Raw genomic sequence first — 21,875 nt, 5'->3', positions numbered from 1 at the left:
TAGCTTTAGATATAATGACTAATTTGATTGGAAAAATTCCTTAGCCGCCTTCAATCGGCCACGTTCACAGGAGACTTGTAATTCATCGCCTGGCTCGAGCTTCACATCACCAAGGGGCACAATGTATGTGCCGTTGCGACGAATGCTTACGATGAGCGTCCCATCTGGCAAGGCCAAATCTTGTAATTGTACATCTGTATAGTTTGCCACCACAGGCACCTTCGTTTGAAAGAAGGTTTGCACCGATTCTAGATTGCTTTGACCACTCATGGCTTGCAACAAGGAATCGTAAATCGGCGGTTCTTTTAAAAGCTCCGCCACAAGATAGGCCACGAGCGTAACGATACCGATAGCATAAATATTAGAGAAACTATCCGTCATTTCAAGAACGAGCAAAATCGCCAAAATTGGGGTCCGCATAGCGGCCGCTAACATGCCACCCATGGCACAGATAACGAACTGTGGTACAAAATCAGGAGAAATAAGTCCTAAGGTTGAAAGTAAGCTTTCACAAAAAGCACCTGTTGCAGCACCAATTACGAGCATGGGCAAAAATATGCCCCCTTGAGCACCACTGCCATAGCAGAAGGTGGTAAGTAAAATCTTGCCTAATACGATGCCACCTAAGAGCAATGCGCCATGAGATTGAAAGGCAAGCTGACCCACAAGGTCATTGCCCCCACCCAAGAGGAGCTGCGAATCAAAGCCAATGGCCGCCACCGCCACAAAGGTAAGGGCTAATTTCAAGAATCGAGAACATTTGAGCCAGTCAAAGAACCTCTTGAAAGCAAAAATCATACGGCAAAATAACACGCCACATAGCCCCATGATAACACCAACCATGAGCAGTATCGGGAAATATTCAAGAGGAACCCCTGAGGTCACCGTAAAGCCCAGCGCTGGTGTAAGTCCAAAGATACTAACTGTAATATAGTTAGAAATCAAAGTTGCCACGAAGGTTGGTACAACGAGATACGGATAAAAGCTTTTATGTACCTCTTCAAAGACGAACATCGCCCCCGATACGGGCGCACTAAAGGCAGCTGTTAAGCCTGCCCCAGCACCTGCGGATGTCAAAATACGCTGTTCTCGTAGCCCCGAATTCATCCAGTAGGACACAATCTTCCCAGCAGAACCACCAATCTGTACGGCTGGCCCTTCACGACCTACGGAAAATCCTGCAAAGCCGGTCAGTACGCCACCAATCATTTTAGATACTAGTGTCCGATAGGGCTTCATATCAAAGAGTCCAAGCATTTCCCCTTCGATTTGCGGGATACCAGAACCACCAGACAATGGGGCCCATGCGAGCAATCGATCTACAATAAACGCAAAAATGACCATGACCACAAGCCAACCTATGGCCCATTCCATAGTAATATCATCCATCAAATGCCACCTGATATGCTCTGATTCAAGTATCAAATAGCGGTATGATGCCCCAAAAAAGCCGGCAATCACCCCAACAAGAGCACCCTTTGCAATGAGCTCCGTTAAGAGCACTCGATTCATGGACATATCTGCCAAGGTAGAACTACGCTTATTAAATTTCCATAATTTCATAACATCCTCCTTAGCAGTGACCAAAACCAACCCTTCCTCTGCCGACATAGGTCTACACGAACTATGCATTCATATCCTTAGTATACTTATGTAAACCACCATTTTCAAGAAAGGATTACGTATAAAAATAGCTTTCTCACTGAACACGAGATCAAGGGTCCGAGTCACAAAACAATAGATAGCGCTTTAAACACAAAGCTAGCCACCTCTAAAAAGAGATGGCTAGTTTTGTTAAGCAAGTGTGTAAATGTATTTTCTTTACACATTCGGAGGCATTTGAAATATGTAAAGACGCTAATTAGAATATGGATTCATAGATACCGATTATTTCTTCTAAAGAGGCATCCCGTGGGTTACCAGGTGTACATGCATCGTTGAAAGCAGATTCAGCGAGGAATGGAATATCTTCCTGTTTTACACCAGCTTCGCTAAGGGATTTAGGAATGCCTACATCATCAGCTAGCTTTTGGATGACATCGATTGCTGCTTGACGATAGGTTTCTTGATTCATGCTATCTACATCAGGAACGCCCATAACACGTGCGATTTCACGGTATTTTTCGCCTGTAGCAGGGGCATTGAATTTCAATACCGCTGTTAACAACATCGCACAAGCCTTGCCATGAGGGATATCGTACACAGCACTCAATGGATGCGCCATGGAGTGAACAATGCCGAGACCTACGTTGGAGAAGCCCATACCCGCGATGTATTGACCTAAAGACATAGCTTCACGGCCTGCATAATCGCCAGCCACAGCGCTACGCAAGGAACGACCAATAATTTCGATAGCTTTCAAATGAAGCATATCAGTTAGCTCCCACGCACCTTTTGTGATATAACCTTCTACGGCGTGTACGAGGGCATCCATACCTGTGGCAGCGCAAAGGCCTGTTGGCATAGACGCAGACATATCAGGATCCACGATGGCAACGATTGGAATGTCATGAGGATCAACACAAACGAATTTGCGGTTCTTTTCAACATCCGTAATAACATAGTTAATAGTAACCTCTGCTGCCGTACCAGATGTTGTTGTAACAGCGATGATTGGCAAGCAAGGATTCTTAGTAGGCGTCAAGCCTTCAAGGCTGCGTACATCGGCGAACTCAGGGTTCGTAATAATGGTAGCAATCGCTTTACTTGTATCGATTGGACTACCGCCACCAACGGCAACGATAACATCGGCACCAGCCGCCTTACAAGCCTCAACACCAGCCGTTACATTTTCGATGGTAGGATTTGGTTTGATACCATCGTAGATTTCATAATCGATGCCTGCCGCATCAAGTAAATCCGTTACTTTAGTAGCCACTTTAAATTCAAATAAATCTGGCGTAGATGTAACGAGGGCTTTTTTGAAATGGCGATTCTTAATTTCGTTCACAATCTCCTGAATCGCGCCTTGTCCAAAATAGGACGTACCGTTCAACATTATTCTGCGAGCCATATACTTCACTCCTAACAAAACAAACTATACAATAAAAAATAAACCGACAGAGAATCACTTTACCTATTAATTCTCTATCGGTTTAATAAAATCCTTGAAAACTCGTTATGTATACACTATATATTTTTCTATTGTAACGATTCTAAAGTTTGTCTCCATTAAGTGTCAACTCAGATGCGATTTCAATGAATAGTACTTCCACTTTCTATATTCGTTATACGCTTAATTAATTCCTGCTAATAAAACTAAATAGCTTAAGAAATTTTGCTCATTTTCATAAGCAAAATCCGTTTCACCGATTCATCAAGTCGTTCTTTCGAGATACGACCGTCTTTCACGGCTTTCATAATGCCATTATACGCCTCTTGCATGTGTTCGTATTCGTGACATACGAGCAAGATATCACTGCCGGCGAGGATGGATTGCACCGCCATATCGCCAAAAGTATAGTGATTTGCAAGGGCCCCCATGTCCATATCGTCCGTTACCACAACGCCATTATAGCCCAAGTCCTTGCGCAACCAATCGGTAATGATTGCTTTCGATAAACTAGCAGGATGATCTGGATCGATTTGTGGGTACATCGCATGAGACACCATGATTGTATAGGTATTCGGTTTGGACTGTTTGATGAGGTCTACAAATACCTTTGTGTCCTCTGAAAGCAATGTTTCTTTAGATACAGGAACGATGCTTGTATCCGCGTGCAAGTCTACATCGGTCTTACCAATGCCCGGAAAGTGCTTATAGGAATACCACAAGCCCGCTTCATCGTAAGCCTTGCCAACGGCGCCTGCATAGCGAACGACCTCGTCAGGGCTCGTACTATAAGAACGACCATAGGTTAATCCTAAGTCCGCCACAGGAGCAAAGTTAATGTTAAAGCCCAAGTCTTTTAGTTCTGCACCAGACTGTTTTGCCAAGGATACAGCTTGCTCAACGGGCATTTTGCCTACCTCCTCAGCGGGAGGAACCTTGATGAGCTTATCATCCATGCGCGCTACTGCACCGCCCTCTTGGTCGATGCCGAGGAACAATGGCATTAAACCGGCGCTTTTACCAGCCTTATTAATATCTGTAATGAGCGTTTTAACTTGATCCTTAGACTCCATATTACGATCAAACAAGATGATGCCGCCCACGCGGTACTCGTTGAGCATAAATTTAGCGTCATCGTTTAGCGTTGTGCCGTGAATGCCAATCATCAACAATTGGCCCACCTTGTCTGCATCGGACATATTCGCCACTAACTTGTCCACCTTTTGCTCTGGTGAAAGTTCGCTTTGTGCCACAGACTCATAGGTCACAGGCTCTGCCTTTGAAGTAAATGGATTATGTAAACCGCAACCCGTTGTGAGTGCTAATGCACCAATCATAGTGGCTGCTACGAAGCGTCGAAACATGCATACCTCCCTTAAATCTCTAAAAAGTAATATGTATAGTATATCAAAAAATATAAACGAGCCCAACATAATCAATACACGACAAGCAGCAGTATAGTACATGCATCTTACAAAACAAAAAGATTGTTACTCGAAAACCCAACGGGTATATCCATTGAGAGAATCAAATAACAATCTTTATATGTTTCATTTTTGTTGTGTAAACATTATAGTTTACATTTTGGAGTGTAAACTATGTATCTTACATTTTGGATGTGTAAAATGTGTATGTTACATTTCGCAAATTAAATTTTGCCTTGCTCTTTCATTTCCGCTAAGAGCTTTACGATACGAGGCCCACAGCCTTTGCCACCGCAAGCGCCCGTGCCAGCGCGAGTTGCTTCTTTTACTTGTGGAAACGTGTGAGCACCATCTAAAATGGCTTCCTTAATCGTTTTGCGCGTAATGCTACGGCAAGTGCACACCTTTGTGAGCTTGTCCAGAATCGCCTCTGGCACTTGGTTTTCTTCAAAATTCATATGTAATTCCTCTTTTATTCACTTGAATATCTATATACTGTATCAATTTAATGTATCGATTTAATATATCGATTTACGTGTCAATTTAGTGTATTGATTTACATATCGATGTAGTGGATCAATTTACTCTATCGATAGTATCTAATAATACACTGTCATATTAATATATCGAAAATTTACGATTTCTGTACTTAGTATATCATACTTAGCAAATTATATCGATACTTTTTAATATAGTGAGGAATGTAAAATAAAATTTGAATGATAGGACTTACCATAAAGTGTTTACTATATAGTATTTTCTACATAGTGTTACCATATAGCTTTTACCATATCAGCCTTAATCTAAATCCTATAAAATAATGCTCACGATACGGTCAAAGAATTGTAAAATCGTTTGTTGTAATGGAATGAAAATCTTATCTGCAATAGGTGTATTAAGCAATAAGATAAGTACAATCAAGCTGACAAAGCTTAACCGTTCCAATGTAAATTGCAAATCCCTAGGCAACAAGCTTGTAATGATGCGACTACCATCAAGTGGTGGTATTGGCATCATATTGAGAATGGCAAAGTTAATATTATATACAACAATCAGTGTCAGTACTAACTCTAATGATTCATTTGTCAACAAGCCGTAGCTTTCAAGAAAACGAAGTGCTAAGTAGCCTAAAAAGGCCATCAGCACATTAGACGCAGGTCCCGCAATAGATACTAAGGTATAATCTGTGCGAGGATCGCGGAAGTTAGACGTATCAACCATTACAGGCTTAGCCCATCCAAACCCACCGATAAGGAATGCTATAGAGCCGATTAAATCAAGATGTGCCACGGGATTCAATGTCAAGCGGCCCATGGAGCGCGGCGTAGAGTCGCCGAGCATATCTGCTACCTTGGCATGAGCAAATTCATGCCCAGCAGCTGCAATGATAAGCGCTGGAATAGACGCTAAAATCATCGTTAAACTAATACCAGAAAATAACATAAAACTCCTTTATTGTTTGGCTTCCCATGCGGTAAAGCCCTCTTGAATGCAACGAAGGGCATTTAAGGTACGGGGATAGCCGATATACGGCACGCATTGGGATGCGATATTAATCAAATATTGTTTGCTGTTTCCTACGTTCAAATTGCCTTCTACATGAGCCTTGAGTTGAGACTCACAGCCTCCTTGAGCCGCCAAGAAACAGAAGGTAATCATTTCACGATGAGCCACGCTAAGGCCTTTACGCGTATAGTAATCGCCGAACATATTGGCAAGCCATTTGTTGATATGACGAATATCTTCTGGCCCTTCTTGGTAAGAATTGCGCATAGACTCCCCAAAGATTTCCACTTGTTTTTCTACGCCCTTTTCTAGACGAGACTCACTAGTAATAGTGCTGCGAGAGGAATCAACAATAGCCTCTCCTCGATAGTCAAAAATCTTATTGGTCACCTTAAAGAATGGGCGCACACGTCCGATGCCAAGATAGGGCACCGCTTGATAAATGAGCTCTACCACTTCATCAGGAATAAGGCCAAAGTTTAATCCTGCCGGTAGCATTAATGCATATTCATCAACAGCGGAGGCGCCTACTAATGTAGCGAGAATGGCTAAGAAGCGATCCTTTGCCGGTACATTACGGCCTTCTTCGGTGATGACTTCATCAAAGGCAAAATTATCAAACAATATTTCAAACTCTGGATCAATATAACCTGCTGGGGCTGCAATATCAGGGAACATACGCTCCGTATAGGCTTGAGCAAATTCAGATTTAGACATAAAAAACCTCCATAAACAACACTGGTGAAAGCCCAAAAGGAGCTTTCACCAGCAATAGTTATGTAATTATTACGGCACGGGCCATCAGATTATAACGCTGGGAATTCGAAAGTTGTGCCGTATACTTCTTTCCAAGCAGCCATGAACATATTGAACTCATTTGTTCCAGGTTGAATTTGGTAAACTTGACCATCTGGAGCGTAACGATATACAGTATGTAAGCTTGGATTAACAAGATATTTGAACAATGTAGCTTCCCCGTATTGGTTATTATGCATGTTAATTACATTAACACCAAATACGTTGTTACGGCTGCTATCGATACCTTTAAACTCAGATGCTTTATCAAAGAAATACGTTTCTGTACCATTTGCACTATTTGGAACCTCTGGGTAGTTAGCTAACCCATTCCAGTTTGCTGCGTTTGCAACACCACCTACTAATAATGTACCGGCTAATACAAATGCACCTAATAAATTTTTATTCATAATGATCTCCTTTGTGCCACGAGGGCAAATCACGAATCAGTCATACTCTCACATGACTTGAATACAATACGCTATATGTATAGTATATCACATTTTTAATAAAATTTTTAGATTTCCAAAGTTACAGAATATATGCATATGAGGTTATATCAAATTAGCCCTTCATGTTCTCTGCTGTTTTTGCATTTGCGTTATCGATTGCTTCTAGCAATTTATTAAGCAACATACGCAATTGACGTGTCTCATCTACGTCAAATATAGGACCTGACGATTCAGCCAAGCGGCGTGGTATATGAACCGCTACATCACGTAATGCTTTACCCGAGTCGGTAAGAGTTACCATAACTACGCGTTCATCTTGACGACTGCGTTTGCGTTTCAAGAATGCTTTTGCTTCTAATTTCTTTAAAAGTGGTGTTAATGTACCGGAATCAAGGCGCAATACTTGTCCCAATTCCTTAACGGATAAATCACCATATTGCCACAATGCCATCATTACGATGTATTGAGTATATGTCAAATTTAAAGGATCTAAGTGACTACGATATGCATTAACAATTTCCTTCGCCACTACATAGAGTGGAAAGCTCAATTGATTTTCCAATCTTAAATATTCTGAATCAGGAACATCTTCTTTATGTTTGTACCCTTCAAGTACACCAATTTCTGCCATATTCTACCTCCATATGCACACAATTATCTACTAATTAATTATACACAATTTTACGGTAAACAGTCAACGCAAAAAGCCCACTTTGAACAGATATTTTTAAATTTGTCAATTAATTAATATTTATTTTCTTATTCGTTAAGAATTAGGCACTTCTATAGAATTAATAGGAAGAAATTATACGTCCCCTACTAGGTCCTTCCTTGTAGTATAATAAAAGAAACTCTATATCAGATTCCATTTGTCACAGGAGGCCCTCATGAATACCTTAGAATGTATTAAAACTCGTCATAGTACACGTAAGTTTAAAGCTGATCAATTATCTCGAGAGCTCATCGATCAAGTGCTCGACGCAGGTCGCCGTGCTCCATCTGGTGGCAACACACAATTAACACATTTCATGGTTATCACAAACCAAGATGTGCTCAACGAATTAGTAACTCTTGTTCAGGAAGAATACGGCAAAATGCCGATTACAGAAAATACTTTACCTTACATGGTGAATATCATTAAGATGTCCGCCGAAGGCAAATTTGTATTCAACTATGGAGCGCCTGTACTCATCGTATTGGCTAGTAAACCAAGTTATGCCAACAACTTTGCTGACGTGTCATGTGCTATGCAAAACATGATGCTTGCTTGCAATGAACTTGACCTTGGTAGTTGCTGGGTTAACCAAATCCGTCATCTTCAAGATAATGAACGCATCCAAGCCAAAATGCGTGAACTAGGTCTTAGCGAAGACGAAAAAGTCTACGCTAGCCTTGCTATCGGCTATCCAGATATGCCAAACGGCCTTAACCGCCGCGAAATCGAACCAAAAGGCTATCCTGTAACATATATTGATTAAAGATACTATTAGTTTCTTAGCTATTCCTATAAGATAATTAGGTCAATACAAAAGCGCTATCTATCCCACAACTCTAATTGAGTTTGTAAAATCTACCATGCCCCTTCAAATACGCGTTTGCGTGCTGCTTTTACGAGTACGGAATGATCATCCTCTACTACGTGATTAGATTTGTAAGCCCATCGTAAGAGTAGTGCAGAGTTCGCTACTACGAGAAGACTACCAGCGTTATGAACGAGGGCGCCCCAAACTGGGGATAATGTACCAATCATAGCCAAGATGATAGCTACGAAATTCAAAAGCAAAGAGAAAGAAAGATTAATTTTAATAGTAGTCATCATGCGTTTAGATAATGCCACTAAGTGAGGAATTTCCTTTACATTATCGTTTACAAGAACGATATCTGCTGCCTCTACCGCGATATCGCTACCAACACCGCCCATGGCGATACCCACATCGGATTTTTTAAGGGCTGGTGCATCGTTTACACCATCAACGGTAACATATACAATGGATGCACCTCGATTCAAATGCTCATGAACAGCCTCTTTCACAGAGTCAGCAATAGAAATATTAGAAAAGGTCATCATTGCTTCATTACCAGCCAAAACGGCTTTATCTTGTACAGTCGCCTCTAAGCCTTTGCCAGGAACCATACGGAAGGAATCTATGGAATCGAAGCTTTCACCATAACGAGTAGCAAAGCCATTCACGATGGCCTTGCCCAATGGATGCTCAGATTTAGTCTCTACCGAAGCAACCGTTGCGCTCCACACGATAGGAAGGCCACACAATAGAATTGTGAACCAAGCCCAGTCGAAGGGCAAGCCTAAACGAATGCCTAATAAACTAAATACTACGCCGATACCGCCGGCTACTAATGTAATTTTTTCACGATTCAAATCGAACCATTCTGCTATTTTGCTCCACCGTTCCATACGTACCTCCTGTGAAAGCTTATATATAATGATATGTACACTCAAAAGTACAGGAAAATGCGGATTCAATAAGATTATATTATTCATACATAGCCTCATTACGCAAATGCATGAACAGTTATTCATATATATATTTGCAAATTGATAATTTTTACATAGAAGATATTCTGATATTTTCAACCTATTCAATACTATTTCACCCTAATTAATATTATCCATAATTCAGTTTTCTAATAACTATTTATTATAATAAAAAATTAAGTATAGTCGACTACATACCCTACATGGTATTATTACAAATGACATGTTGTAGAAAGGATGTGTAACGATGTCGATTTTCTCTCCTGCTCCTCATATTGAACGTTTACCAGAGGCGCAAATCGATTCCACCTACAAACGTCTTCGTCGCGAAGTCTTTGCAGGTACATTTATTGGTTATGCTACATTCTATTTGATCCGTCAAAACTTTAGTTTAGCTGTTCCGTACATGATTGCTGAGTACGGCTACACCAAAGCGGATCTTGGTATAGTTATGACCATCTTATCCGTAGCTTACGGCGTAAGTAAATTTGTTATGGGTAATGCGTCTGACCGCTCTAACCCAAAATACTTCTCCACAGTAGGTCTATTGCTTAGTGCTTTAGTTATGTTATTATTCGGCACCTTACCAGGTGTTATGAGCAGTATTCCTATCATGTGCGTTCTTGCCTTATTAAACGGTTGGTTCCAAGGTATGGGCTACCCTCCATATGCGAAAAACATGGTAACTTGGTTCTCCCGTTCCGAACGCGGTGCTTGGTGGTCCTGGTGGAACGTTTCCCACAACCTAGGTGGTGGCATCATCGCTCCTCTTGCTACGCTTGGCATCTACCTATTCGGTACATGGCATAGTATCTTCTTCTTCCCTGCCCTTATCTCTATCGTGTTAGCGATTATTACCTTTGTATTGTTGAAAGATACGCCTCAATCCTGTGGCTTACCGCCTATCGAAGAATACAAACATGAAGTCGTTCATACACATACAGAAAATGAAGAAAAAAGTACTTTCAAAGAAATCTTCTACAAATATATTTTGCATAATAAATACTTATGGTATCTTGCGATTGCAAATATCTTTGTATACTTCATCCGTTACGGCGTAGTTAGCTGGGCTCCGACCTATTTAACCGCTGTGAAAGGCTTCACAAAAGAAGGTTCCCGTTGGGCTTACTTCTTATACGAATGGGCTGGTATTCCAGGCATGCTCGTAAGTGGCTACTTGAGTGACCGCGTATTCCGTGGCCGTCGTGCTCCAGCTACGATTTGCTTTATGTTATTCGTTATCTTGGCGATCCTCGTGTACTGGTTTAACCCTGCAGGCAATATTCTCATCGATAACTTAGCACTCATCGCTATCGGCTTCCTCATCTACGGTCCTGTTATGATGATTGGCCTTCAAGCAGCAGATATGGTGCCACGCGTAGCAACAGGTGGTGCTACTGGCCTTACAGGCCTTCTTGGTTACCTCATCGGTTCTGCCGGTGCTGGTGCTTTCATGGGTCTCATGGTTGACCTCTACGGTTGGGATGGTGGTTTCATTGCCCTCGTTGGTGCATGTATCCTATCCATCGTATTCCTACTCCTCACCCTTGGAGACAAAGGACAACAATAGAATATGTACTGTATAATACGTAATGTATAAATACGTACTGTACAACTCACTGTTGTATATACAAAACTCCCCTAGTAATACTTATGATTACTAGGGGAGTTTAATTATTTATGCGATGCACAAGGAGCCGTTTAATACTTTCAAATTATACACGAGACCAAGTCGCGCCAAGCCATGCAATGCAGCGGCCGTTACAGGATTGATAGATCCTAACACACCAGCACCGATAATGGCAACGTGGAACAAAATGGACACGATGAGTAAGCCCAAATGACATTGTTTTGCCTCTTTTGAAAGCCCCGCTGTTGGAGAGTTTTCATCTACGAGAGAGCCCATCATGAGTGCCACAAGAACGAGTTCCAAAGAGCACGGGCAAAGGATAACTAGCAATGTAATGGTATGCATAAAGTTCTGCGTCAATGCATAGGAACCCATGGAAAGCAACATAACAGCCACAACAATAACAGATGAATAATTGTTGATGCCCTGACGCAAGGCTACAAGCTGTGTAGGCATGGTCGGCAACATATCATCATCCAATGTATAATGTACGTCGCCCGTAATAAGCTGCTCTAAGAAAAAACCACCATGTACGATGAGTCCTACATAAGCCGCCGTATGATAATCTCCAATCGCAATAAGCGCCACCATAGCTATCACGATGAGAAAATTAGCATGAATCTCTAAATGATCCAAAATACTTTGCACGCTGTTAATGAGCAATGGCAAGCCACAAATGATGACCGTTACCCACGCCAAATCAATAGCTGGGTTCATAGGCTCCGTAAGCGCATCTAATATAATAAATAACAAGCCGAGTGCCAAAATAGCCCCCTGCGTACGCAGAGAAACCTGCGCTGATAAAGACTGTAAAAACTTCATATAGACCTCTCTATAAATGAGATACCGGCCTTACTTAATCCGGAAATAAAATACAAAACAATTTGTTAAATAGTAAGGTACACCCATGCAATATGACACTAATCTTGTGTTAATATCGTACTAATATTAACCTAACAGTAATCAACTACCGATCTGGAGTACCTTTTGTTTCTATTCTAAATTTTTATAGTACCCATAGGGGTATATCTATTATGTAAATATTATACAAAATATATAAGTTATATACAAATCAAAATTTTTGATAAATGAAAAATATCTTAACCGTAAAAGAGATCCTAGTCGTGAGCTCTAATTTCTTTATTGAAAACAAGAAAGAACAGGTCCCTAAAAACGACTTAGCTCGCTATGGAGGCTTTTAGGGACCTGTTCTTTCGGTTAACTAATATGAAATTAGAGCTTCAACGCCTCAATCCATTCTGCTTCTTTAAATCCAACGAGTACTTTGTCTTCAAGAACCAAGATAGGACGTTTTACAAGCATGCCATTAGATGCTAATAAAGCTAGTTTTTCTTCTTCACTAAGGTTTGGCAATTTATCCTTTAATTGTTGTTCACGGTAAATCATACCAGAAGTATTAAAGAATGCTTTCAAATCCTTGCCAGATTGTGGATACCAAGCAGCGATTTCCTCTGCTGTAGGATTTTCGGACTTGATGTCACGATCTGTGTACTTAATTTTGTGATCATCTAAGAATTTCTTTGCTTTTTTGCATGTTGTGCATTTAGGATATTCAACGAATAACATAGGTTCTCCTTATATCAATATTCAATGTTGTAACAACTTACTAATTTAAGATAATTTTACCAAATACATCGAAAATTATCAATCTCTTATTGACAGTCTACGGGTTCTAATGAAGCACAATGTGTAATAGAGGATAATACTTCATCCATACCCTCACTAAGTTTTGCGGTACGCAAATCAACATCCATCTGTAAACGCAAGAAATACCCTTCCGAAACACCAAAGTATTTCGCTAAACGCAACGATGTATCTGCTGAAATAGACCGTGTACCATTCAATATTTCTTGAATCCGTGAAACAGGCACATGTATATCCTTAGCTAATCGATATGCAGACAGTCCTAATGGATCCATAAACTCTTCCTTTAATATTTCACTAATGGTAGGTGTAGGAATAAACTTTTCCATATTAATTTCCTCTCTATTAATGATAATCTACAATTTCTACATCATAAAAACTACTAATATCTTTCACTTTAAAACACAGTCTATACTGACTATTAATCCGCAAACTATACTGTCCAAATCGATCACCTTGCAACAACTCCAAGCGATTACCTGGTGGCCAACGTAAATCTTGTAATGATTCAGCATTATCTAACAATAGTAATTTACGAAGAGCTAGTCTTTGTATAAACGGAGAAAAGCGTTTGGAAAAGCTTTGATAGTAAACTTTTTCTGTTTCCTTATCCTTAAATCCGATAATCATAGAATCTCTCCTTTGATTATACCTGTTAAACAGGTATAATTCAATAACATATACTTGAAGAATAACTATACATAGAATTGAAATTATTCTACAAACAATTTTGGTAAAAGAATTCTATAAAACATCATTTAAATCCTACACTTGCGATGACTCTATTGGTCACCTATTTCGGAATGTAATAAATTTACCTTATTGTCATAATTGAATTTAAACTATCATTAATTCGCACATCTACTAAATTGATTTTGAAAAGTAAAAAGACCTACATCCTCGACCGTATCATGTACAAAGTACACATCAAAGGTTCAGAGAATATAGGTCTCTTATAAAAATCTATATATTATTGTAATGCTAATTATAGCAAAAATGTAAGCCCCATCGCCATGAAGATGGCTGGCAAAAGGTTTGCAATACGTACTTTACCAGGCCAGATGAGGTCGATACCAACGCAGAAAATCAGAATAGATCCGACGTAGGATAGGTTATCGATGGCACTAGGTGTCATCAGAGGCGCTGCAATATGTGCCATTGCCGTGATGAGCCATTGCGTAATACCTACAGGAATAAAGGAGAACAGCGCCCCTTTTCCCATAGAGGATACCATAACCATAACGATGATGCCGTCGAGGATGCCTTTTAAAAGTAATGTCTGATAATTTCCAGTAAGGCCATCTTGAATGGAACCAAGTACACCCATAGCACCTACGGTAAACGTCAAAGATGCCGTGATAAAGGCATGCGTAAACTTTGGATCACCAGCGTTGCCAGTGCGAGTTTTCACCCAGTCACCAAATACGGTAATCCAATGATTGAGGTCAATAATTTCGCCAATAACGGCACCTACAACCATGCTAATAATCATCAATAGAGGGCCCGTTGTTTGTAGAGATCCATTGACAATGACGAGCATATACTGCATGGCCCCGCTCATACCGAGGAGAAGCACGATAATACCGCTCACAATCATGAGCGTTTGCTTTAAATTTTCTTTCATAAAGCGACCAAACGCGAGGCCACATAGGCTGCCAGCTATAATGAGGCCAACATTAATGGCCGTTCCCAAACCAATCATATATTTCCCTTCTTTAATTGTGAAAGTAACACTATCAATTTACTTCAGTATATCAATCATATCGAAATAAATCAATTTATATGGTATAAAATATATAGTTGAAATTGGATTAATTAAAGTTTTTTAGGACCATACATAGAGCCTGATTCATACTGCTATAGGTCTCCCTAATACAGCATTGCTCCTCTTATAGCATTATATACAGCAAAAAGCCTCTATCCAATAAAGATAGAGGCTCTGTATAGTTTATAGCGTTGAGAGAGAACTAATGATAGACCCGCTTAGGAGAGAGAGAGTATATGTGTTTATATATAAAGCGGGCCGACATGAGATGAGTCGCTATCGCCTCATCGACTTTAGTGTACACCCAATTCCACATAACAACAAATTCAATTATGTAAACACAAGTATGCATAAAAACTATTGTTAACTAATTTATACTTATCGCCCTTACGCTTCATCGTCTACAGGTAACCATACGATATCTGCTGTTTTATTAATCTCTTCAAAGCAAGGGCAGTCTTTACCGTGATCATTGATGAGGCCACTAGCTTGTAGATGCGAATAAATTGTAACAGGACCTACAAACTTAAAGCCCCGCTGCTTTAAGTCTTTGCTTATCCGCGTAGATAAACCATTCTTTGTAGGAAAATGACCTTCTGGATGGTTTTCATAAATAATCGTTTTATGATTTGTAAATCCCCAAATATAGTTACAAAACGAACCAAATTCAGATTGAATACGTTTAAAAGCAGCAGCATTATTGATAATGGCTTCAATTTTAGGACGATGCTTAAGCATCCCCACCGTCTGCATGATGCGTTCAATGTCGCTTTCACCATAAGCAGCCACCGCATCAATATCAAAATGATCAAAGCATGCTCGAATGATGTTCCGTTTATTCAAAATCGTAAGCCAACTGAGTCCACATTGGAGACTTTCAAGACAAAGATGTTCAAATTGATGTTGGTCATCATGAATTGGTCGGCCCCACTCGTAATCGTGGTAATCCTGATATAAAGGCGTCGTCGGCCATTCACAAGTCGTCATCACACACCTCCATGAGCCCATACGAGGACGTCATACATGAGCGCTACTACGAGGCCCATTATGAGATGACCACCCACATAAAATGGCACTAGATAATAAATGAATAAAAGCAAGGAATGCAAGGCTTTACGAAGCCATATAATCGGCGTAGATGTGTCGCCACCCACCTTACTATCAAGCCAATTATGGATGGTGTAAATAGGCATTCCTAAACGGCGAATCCAGTCTGGAACACGTACCCCAGGATTCAAACCAGGGCAATAGAAGATCACCAAGGGCAACGCCACCACATCAATGACGAGCAATAGGGTTAACATAAAAGCAAACCAATCTAATTCGCCTTCCCACGTGAAGGGTTGTGCCATGAAACGGGCACCCCACAAATAGGCTTTGTATACGATATACGGTTCTAATAGCCATAATAAGGGCTTCACTACACTCATGGGACTACCTACACCAAACAAAAAATAATAAAAACTACGCATTTGCGTAGTCATTTCATATATACAACATTCCGATTATATCGACTGAATACCAAGGATATAGCGATTTTCTAGGCTAGAAAATCACTTCATATACACCATTTTTAGTCCTTACATACATCGATTTTCATATTAATATTATATCAGATTTTGCAGTTCTTGTGGGATTATATTTTATAAAAATTTTATCAATTTACACTATTTATAGTACTGATTAACATAAGAAGTCACTATATAAGCCATTTTCTGTAGTCAGCTCTTGTATATTCATTTTTCATCAAAGACATGACCTCTCTTAATCATGGGCTCTAAAAAATATAGGATTCAAATCAGATAGATTTATTCCAATAATATGTGGCATTTTATACTCATTAACTATGTTATTATAAATGCAGGTAGTAAATACCGTCTCACTTTCTCCTTTTGATAAAAATAGCAAAAAAGGCAGTCCCTAACGTAAACTGTACCTCTCAAAAATGGTGTCCAATTTTTGGGGATACAGCTCAGGGCTGCCTTTTTTGTTTGTCGTTTATTTATCTGTATTTATTTTATCTATCGTCTACACAATCATATGTTATATAGGATCTATCTATTATGCATTCTGCCCTATCTTGCTAAGTAGCTATTAACTAAACAACTATTATTCTATATTTCTATTGTTCTATATTTCTATTGTTCTATAGCCTCTACTACTTCGCCAATGTACATATAATGTGGTTCCCAACGATCATGCCCAGCTTGTGTATATACAGCAGGATTAGATGCGTAATAATCTTTTACCTTTTCTGCCAAATAGGCTTCATCGAATTGGTGTTCATATAGCTTTTTACATACAAAAGTTAACTCTGCTTCTTTGAAAGTTACCCCATCGCCTGCCGCAACTGCCGTTAGTCCAGAATTTGCCACCTTATTTTCGTCGCGGCCAGAATGAGAACCTAAATAACCAAGAGCCTTGCGATAACTTTCAGGGAAAAAGCTAACTGTAAAGGTATCATATTTCGCCATAAACTCTTGAGTATAACGCGCTGGATGAATGTACACTGTCACCGTGGATATATCGCCACCATTAGGGCCCCATATGTTGCCCATACTGCCCCAACTAACCGTACATGTATTAAAATCATCAAGCATTCCAGCAGTAACAAGAGCCCAACGATTCTCAAACATGGTAAAAGCTTTATAATCCTTTGTTTCAAATGCTTTCATAAGAACCTCCAGTTTATCTCAATTTGACGATATAAATCTTTACCCCTATAATATAGGTAGATAGTCAGACGAGTCGTACCGTCAGGCTCATCTCTGAAAACAAAAAAGCTTGAGAAATGGCCTTTCAGTTATCGAATCATCTAAGATAACGAAAGGCTATTTGTCTTTCGTAAGACAAATAAGCGCTATTAAAGCTCCAAAAGCAATAACCACAGTTATCACCTGTAATAAGAGCATGATTATTTCATAATCACTCATAGGCTTATCCCTCCCTTCGATGACGAAGAGAGGCCCAACCTCGTCTAACTATCCTATGATTATTATATAGCGAACTAATATGCGATACAATAAGCATTATATTATACAAATATATGAATACAGTAATAAAAGCCGAGCTAATTCTATGAATTAAAAGCTCGGCTTTTTTCATAGATATGGTAAAAATATAATCATTTATAAATCATAATTTTACTTACTTTATCTCCTTTGTGTTCAAATAGTATGCCATGCATCATATCCGTACGATAGCGATATTTCCCATAAAACCATCGATTATTAGAGTCTACTAAATCAGGTCTACCGTATACATTAAGGACTTTTCGCATGGAGTCGCCTACGGCAATGCCTCTATGTGTTGTGGCATCACGATTCTCGATCATCATATAGGTAACAACTGACTCTACACCATCCATTTTAAAACTCCCAAAGGTAACACCACCATAGGTGAGTCCTCTACTAGTTTCTTTAGTAGGCTGCCCCAAACTTGCTTTCACACTATCAAAGGTATTACCTAATGAAACACCAAGAACCATCATATTTTCGTCTGGTAAGTTAGCACCTACAAGTTGTCCTCCCGCATAATGAGTATACTGCTCAGCTTTGGGCCAATCGTAAGACTATTTCGCTGCATTTGTTTCAAGGCGATCCCACGTTTTGCTCAACCAACTTGCATCTGTCACATAACTATAACCACTTACCAATTGCAGGCCGATAACAAGCCCCGTAATCATGTATTTTCTTTTCATGTTCTCTTGAACGATTTTATAAACAACTGAATTACATTTTATCTTTACTTTGCATACGGATTACTTTATTCCGCAGTGTCTCAACATTTGCAAAATCAGAATATTCTACCGTATTACGCAGCTGAATATGAGAATATGGCGTAGCCCCATCAATATAAACTAAGCTCATTATATATACATTCTTGTCATCACGTAAGAATCGATGCATTAAAGACGTTTTTCCTGGTTGATAGTTATCTACTAAAAGACTAGGAACGCCATTATTCCAAACAGATGCTGATTGAATAGGTACATCACCTATGATTTGACTTTCTGGCTTTATTTCCGAAATCTCGTCAATAAATGAATAGATATATTTATCATCTACTTTTACAGGTTTCTTAGCTACAATAAGTCGGATACCTGATCCACGATAGTCTCTCATTTCGGCAGAGTCCTTTAACGATTTCTGTGCTATTAGTTTGAGCCCTTTAGGAATACGATATGTGAAATTATCCCATTGAATACTTTCACTATAATGATCCATGTCATCTAACGATCGAATCGACGGAATTACATAATTACTCATAACGTGCTCGAGCTTGCCGGTAACAGGCTGATTTTTGTAGCTAAGACCTACCATATATTCTTGATTCGGTTGATTAAATAAACCAACTACAACAACCATAGCAGGCGTATTCTCACCGAAAGACTCAGTTTCAATAGCCCATTTACCATGTGTGATACCCGGATATGTAAACTCCCCTTTTCGCTCTGATTTTAATTTGCCTAATGCATCATCATAATTCTGTTTTGTACCAATCGCAAAAAATATGGAATTCTCTCTTACAATAGATAAACGTTCACCATCACTGCGTTTTGGGTAATACTTACTTGCTAATAGTAGTCCAGGAACAGATGCCCGAATGTTATTACGCTCATCATGCAACAACACAACTGCAGACTCATTAACAAGTAAGTCCATCAACTTCTCCGAATCGCTTGCTATCTGATTGACTTCATCTCGTGTTAGTCCCCAGTCAGTTACATACATGTCCATGCGTTTTTTAGATTCAGAATGTAATTTTATAACATCACTAGCTCCTACATTGCTCAAGCTACCGGCCCGATAGTTTTCATAGGCATTGGCAGGGATATTCGCATCTGCCCCTGGTATAGGTGGCTGTCCTGCTGGCACTTCTATCTGTACAGCGCTTACATTCATGGTGAAAGCAGCTAGTACAGCCATGATAATCAAACTTTTACGTAACATAAAACCCTCTCTTTTTCTCTCACATTACAACATAAATAAGCACAACCTTATTAGCATAAGTATACTATGTAAACAAGGCTGTGCCTATTATTAATAATTTTATAATTTAGTATATGTATGATATATCTATAATTGGTATATATAAGGTTTATCTCCATTTGACGATATATCCCTTTATCCCTATAATATAAGTAGATAGTCAGACGAGTAGTGACGTCAGGCTCATCTCACAAACAAATAACATGTAGAAATGGCCTTTTCGTTTTATCTAATTTCCGAAGAAACGAAGGGCTATTTTGCTATTTCTAGACAAATAAGCGCCACAAGTGCTCCAAAGGATATCATGACTGATAAAATCCCAAGGATAATCATAATGATTTTATAACCACTCATAAGCAACCCTCCCTTCAAAAACGAAGAGAGGCCCAACCTCGCCTAACTATCCTAAGTCTATTATAGAACGAACTAATATGCGATACAATAAGCATTATATTATATAAATATACGAATAAACTAATAAAAGATAAATATCCCCACTAAAGATTGGTCTTTCAAAGAAAAGTACCAAGCTTTCACTCTATAATAAATTTTTGGTTTATCAAACGCTGGATATAGTTTCTCATGCCACAAAATAAGCCACGGTAAAACCCAAATATTCCCAAAGGTAAATATCAATACTGGCAAATAATCCCTTAATGGATATGCTTCTAATACATATCGATCATAGAGCAATGTATAGAAAGCCCAAATAGAGATTCCCCAAATAAGTAAAAGCACAAGCTTTATTAGGAGTCCAAAAACAAGTTTTATCTATGTTTATTCACTGTTTTAACCACTCTAGTGCCATACATAAATATTACAACTCATCATCATAAGATAGTCCAAAGATCTTTTTATAGATCAAATTAAGCAATTTATATTTTTCATCACCAAATTCAGCAGGTAGAATCATAGCTTTTAGATTTTCTGCATATATACGTTGTTGGCGAATTTGTCCATTATTGTAATAGGTACCGCCATCATTAACGGTCCCTGTAATTCCTGAACTTCCTTGCTTTGCACGCCAAATAGAGATATATGGGGTCTTATCACCTTGTTTTAAACTTCTATCATGATCATTAATCAAATGGCGCAAAGAACGATCCATTTGGTAATCGTATTGTACTGAAAGTCCTTGAATCATATTCGCAGCAGGCATGGAAACATAAATGACGGCTTCAATACGACGATGGCCATTCGGCGCCGTTACAGACTTAACAGATGAAAGATCCAAATATTTTCCATCTCCTCTTCCAGAGTCAGCACTCGAATCGATGTGTTCAAATCGTTCTGCGTTTAATAAGTCAGCTTGTGATACGGCTTGGATTTGCATTGGCAACACGAGGCAGCTTAGTAACCATAGTGAAAGTAAATATATGCGTTTCATCATCCACCTCATTGGGCCACAATATCATCAAAATGCTGCTGATATACAGATACAAACATAGCATCCGCTATATCATATATAATAGTATTATTACGGTTAAGTGGGACCTTACGCGTATCGTTTACATAATGCATTGGCTTTGTCGCCCCATCAAATGTATATCTCGCTACATCTACCCCTGTCATAGCTAAACCAGACTTACTTTCACTAGCCTCAATCAAAGCCAGCATAGACGGGCTCGGATTCATGATACGAGACGAATGAATAAGTGTCGCTAACGAATAGTTAGTATCATAATCCACGGTGAGCTGTCTCTCATTGATGATAGATTGATAAGACGTATCCATCACAATATAGTAAGTCCCGCGCAAGGAATACTGTGGCGGTGCATAGCGTAGGGCCTCAATCGAATAAGTGTTTAAATAGATATACAAGCCACCACTCTCTATGGGCCCATTCATCGACTGAGAATAAACAAGCTTAAACTGTGGCGACGTTTTCAATTCCTGATAAGTAATTGCCTCTGTAGGCATGGTGAAAGCCAGCAACACAAGAGCTAGCATCAAAATACGTTGAATCATAAAAACCTCTCTCAAAAAATGAATCTTGTCTCTCAATAAAATAAGCACAGTCTTATTAACATAAGTATACTATGCAAACAAGGCTGTGCCTATGATTAATAATTTTATATTTTAGTTCCTAATATATATA

The 21,875-nt window shown here is 39.3% G+C and carries 22 protein-coding genes and 1 pseudogene; 2 read left to right on the top strand and 21 right to left on the bottom strand.

Features of this window, described 5'->3' with window-relative positions:
- Positions 1–18: 18 nt before the first annotated feature.
- From E6X37_RS07005 to E6X37_RS06970, 8 genes are all read right to left on the bottom strand, one after another.
- Positions 19–1,563: a ClC family H(+)/Cl(-) exchange transporter gene (locus E6X37_RS07005; protein ID WP_316581180.1), complete on the bottom strand. Its 1,545-nt coding sequence runs from the start codon at positions 1,561–1,563 to the stop codon at positions 19–21.
- A gap of 298 nt (positions 1,564–1,861) precedes the next feature.
- Positions 1,862–3,013, bottom strand: coding sequence for a lactaldehyde reductase (gene fucO / locus E6X37_RS07000; RefSeq protein WP_316581179.1), 1,152 nt, complete (start codon positions 3,011–3,013; stop codon positions 1,862–1,864).
- 254 nt (positions 3,014–3,267) lie between these two features.
- Positions 3,268–4,416 (bottom strand): glycoside hydrolase family 3 N-terminal domain-containing protein, encoded by a 1,149-nt coding sequence (locus E6X37_RS06995; protein ID WP_316581178.1) that lies wholly within the window; start codon positions 4,414–4,416, stop codon positions 3,268–3,270.
- A gap of 284 nt (positions 4,417–4,700) precedes the next feature.
- Positions 4,701–4,934 carry a (2Fe-2S)-binding protein gene (locus E6X37_RS06990; RefSeq protein WP_004694527.1) on the bottom strand — a complete coding sequence of 78 codons (234 nt, stop codon included), beginning with the start codon at positions 4,932–4,934 and terminating at the stop codon, positions 4,701–4,703.
- Positions 4,935–5,286: 352 nt separating this feature from the next.
- Entirely contained in the window at positions 5,287–5,919 is a 633-nt protein-coding gene (locus tag E6X37_RS06985) for a site-2 protease family protein (protein ID WP_004694525.1), read from the bottom strand.
- 9 nt (positions 5,920–5,928) lie between these two features.
- Positions 5,929–6,699 (bottom strand): carboxymuconolactone decarboxylase family protein, encoded by a 771-nt coding sequence (locus E6X37_RS06980; protein ID WP_316581177.1) that lies wholly within the window; start codon positions 6,697–6,699, stop codon positions 5,929–5,931.
- An 89-nt stretch (positions 6,700–6,788) separates the two neighbouring features.
- Positions 6,789–7,187 (bottom strand): hypothetical protein, encoded by a 399-nt coding sequence (locus tag E6X37_RS06975; RefSeq protein WP_038125650.1) that lies wholly within the window; start codon positions 7,185–7,187, stop codon positions 6,789–6,791.
- Positions 7,188–7,341: 154 nt separating this feature from the next.
- Complete coding sequence (locus E6X37_RS06970; protein ID WP_287541156.1) at positions 7,342–7,860, bottom strand: MarR family winged helix-turn-helix transcriptional regulator; 519 nt, start codon at positions 7,858–7,860, stop codon at positions 7,342–7,344.
- Between the two features lie 256 nt (positions 7,861–8,116).
- Between E6X37_RS06970 and E6X37_RS06965 the strand changes: the two genes are divergently transcribed.
- A complete protein-coding gene (locus tag E6X37_RS06965; protein WP_316581176.1) occupies positions 8,117–8,707 on the top strand; it encodes a nitroreductase in 591 nt (196 codons plus the stop codon).
- Between the two features lie 92 nt (positions 8,708–8,799).
- Here E6X37_RS06965 and E6X37_RS06960 read toward each other — a convergent pair whose 3' ends face one another.
- Positions 8,800–9,645 (bottom strand): HAD-IC family P-type ATPase, encoded by an 846-nt coding sequence (locus E6X37_RS06960; RefSeq protein ID WP_316581175.1) that lies wholly within the window; start codon positions 9,643–9,645, stop codon positions 8,800–8,802.
- A gap of 328 nt (positions 9,646–9,973) precedes the next feature.
- Here E6X37_RS06960 and pgtP point away from each other — a divergent pair, with 328 nt between their 5' ends.
- Positions 9,974–11,296 carry a phosphoglycerate transporter protein PgtP gene (pgtP, locus tag E6X37_RS06955; RefSeq protein ID WP_004694513.1) on the top strand — a complete coding sequence of 441 codons (1,323 nt, stop codon included), beginning with the start codon at positions 9,974–9,976 and terminating at the stop codon, positions 11,294–11,296.
- A gap of 108 nt (positions 11,297–11,404) precedes the next feature.
- On the opposite strand, the gene E6X37_RS06950 is transcribed toward pgtP, so the two are convergent.
- The 12 genes and pseudogenes from E6X37_RS06950 to E6X37_RS06895 all read right to left on the bottom strand — a co-directional run bounded on the left by E6X37_RS06950 (position 11,405) and on the right by E6X37_RS06895 (position 21,745).
- A complete protein-coding gene (locus E6X37_RS06950) occupies positions 11,405–12,178 on the bottom strand; it encodes a hypothetical protein (RefSeq protein WP_288565855.1) in 774 nt (257 codons plus the stop codon).
- A gap of 411 nt (positions 12,179–12,589) precedes the next feature.
- Entirely contained in the window at positions 12,590–12,943 is a 354-nt protein-coding gene (locus E6X37_RS06945; protein ID WP_004698187.1) for a Spx/MgsR family RNA polymerase-binding regulatory protein, read from the bottom strand.
- Between the two features lie 86 nt (positions 12,944–13,029).
- Positions 13,030–13,350: a HigA family addiction module antitoxin gene (locus E6X37_RS06940; protein WP_004694508.1), complete on the bottom strand. Its 321-nt coding sequence runs from the start codon at positions 13,348–13,350 to the stop codon at positions 13,030–13,032.
- 16 nt (positions 13,351–13,366) lie between these two features.
- Entirely contained in the window at positions 13,367–13,651 is a 285-nt protein-coding gene (locus E6X37_RS06935; protein ID WP_012864982.1) for a type II toxin-antitoxin system RelE/ParE family toxin, read from the bottom strand.
- A gap of 355 nt (positions 13,652–14,006) precedes the next feature.
- Positions 14,007–14,723, bottom strand: a complete 717-nt coding sequence (locus tag E6X37_RS06930) for a DUF554 domain-containing protein (RefSeq protein WP_316581174.1) — start codon at positions 14,721–14,723, stop codon at positions 14,007–14,009.
- 450 nt (positions 14,724–15,173) lie between these two features.
- Positions 15,174–15,773, bottom strand: coding sequence for a DNA-3-methyladenine glycosylase I (locus tag E6X37_RS06925; RefSeq protein ID WP_077707825.1), 600 nt, complete (start codon positions 15,771–15,773; stop codon positions 15,174–15,176).
- Positions 15,773–16,216, bottom strand: a complete 444-nt coding sequence (locus E6X37_RS06920; RefSeq protein WP_316581173.1) for a hypothetical protein — start codon at positions 16,214–16,216, stop codon at positions 15,773–15,775. Before E6X37_RS06920 ends, E6X37_RS06925 begins: the two co-directional genes overlap by 1 nt.
- 708 nt (positions 16,217–16,924) lie before the next feature.
- Complete coding sequence (locus tag E6X37_RS06915; protein ID WP_302010179.1) at positions 16,925–17,461, bottom strand: flavin reductase; 537 nt, start codon at positions 17,459–17,461, stop codon at positions 16,925–16,927.
- A 449-nt stretch (positions 17,462–17,910) separates the two neighbouring features.
- Positions 17,911–18,486, bottom strand: a pseudogene (locus E6X37_RS06910) (TonB-dependent receptor).
- A 31-nt stretch (positions 18,487–18,517) separates the two neighbouring features.
- Positions 18,518–19,738 carry a hypothetical protein gene (locus E6X37_RS06905; RefSeq protein WP_287531330.1) on the bottom strand — a complete coding sequence of 407 codons (1,221 nt, stop codon included), beginning with the start codon at positions 19,736–19,738 and terminating at the stop codon, positions 18,518–18,520.
- Between the two features lie 856 nt (positions 19,739–20,594).
- Entirely contained in the window at positions 20,595–21,164 is a 570-nt protein-coding gene (locus E6X37_RS06900) for a hypothetical protein (RefSeq protein ID WP_316689708.1), read from the bottom strand.
- 8 nt (positions 21,165–21,172) lie between these two features.
- A complete protein-coding gene (locus E6X37_RS06895) occupies positions 21,173–21,745 on the bottom strand; it encodes a hypothetical protein (protein ID WP_004694476.1) in 573 nt (190 codons plus the stop codon).
- Between the last annotated feature and the right edge of the window lie 130 nt (positions 21,746–21,875).

The sequence above is a fragment of the Veillonella parvula genome (assembly GCF_032550495.1).
GTDB classification, from domain to species: Bacteria; Bacillota; Negativicutes; order Veillonellales; family Veillonellaceae; genus Veillonella; species Veillonella parvula_G.
Note: the sequence above shows the minus strand (reverse complement) of the source record. Positions and strands in the feature narration are given on the sequence as shown.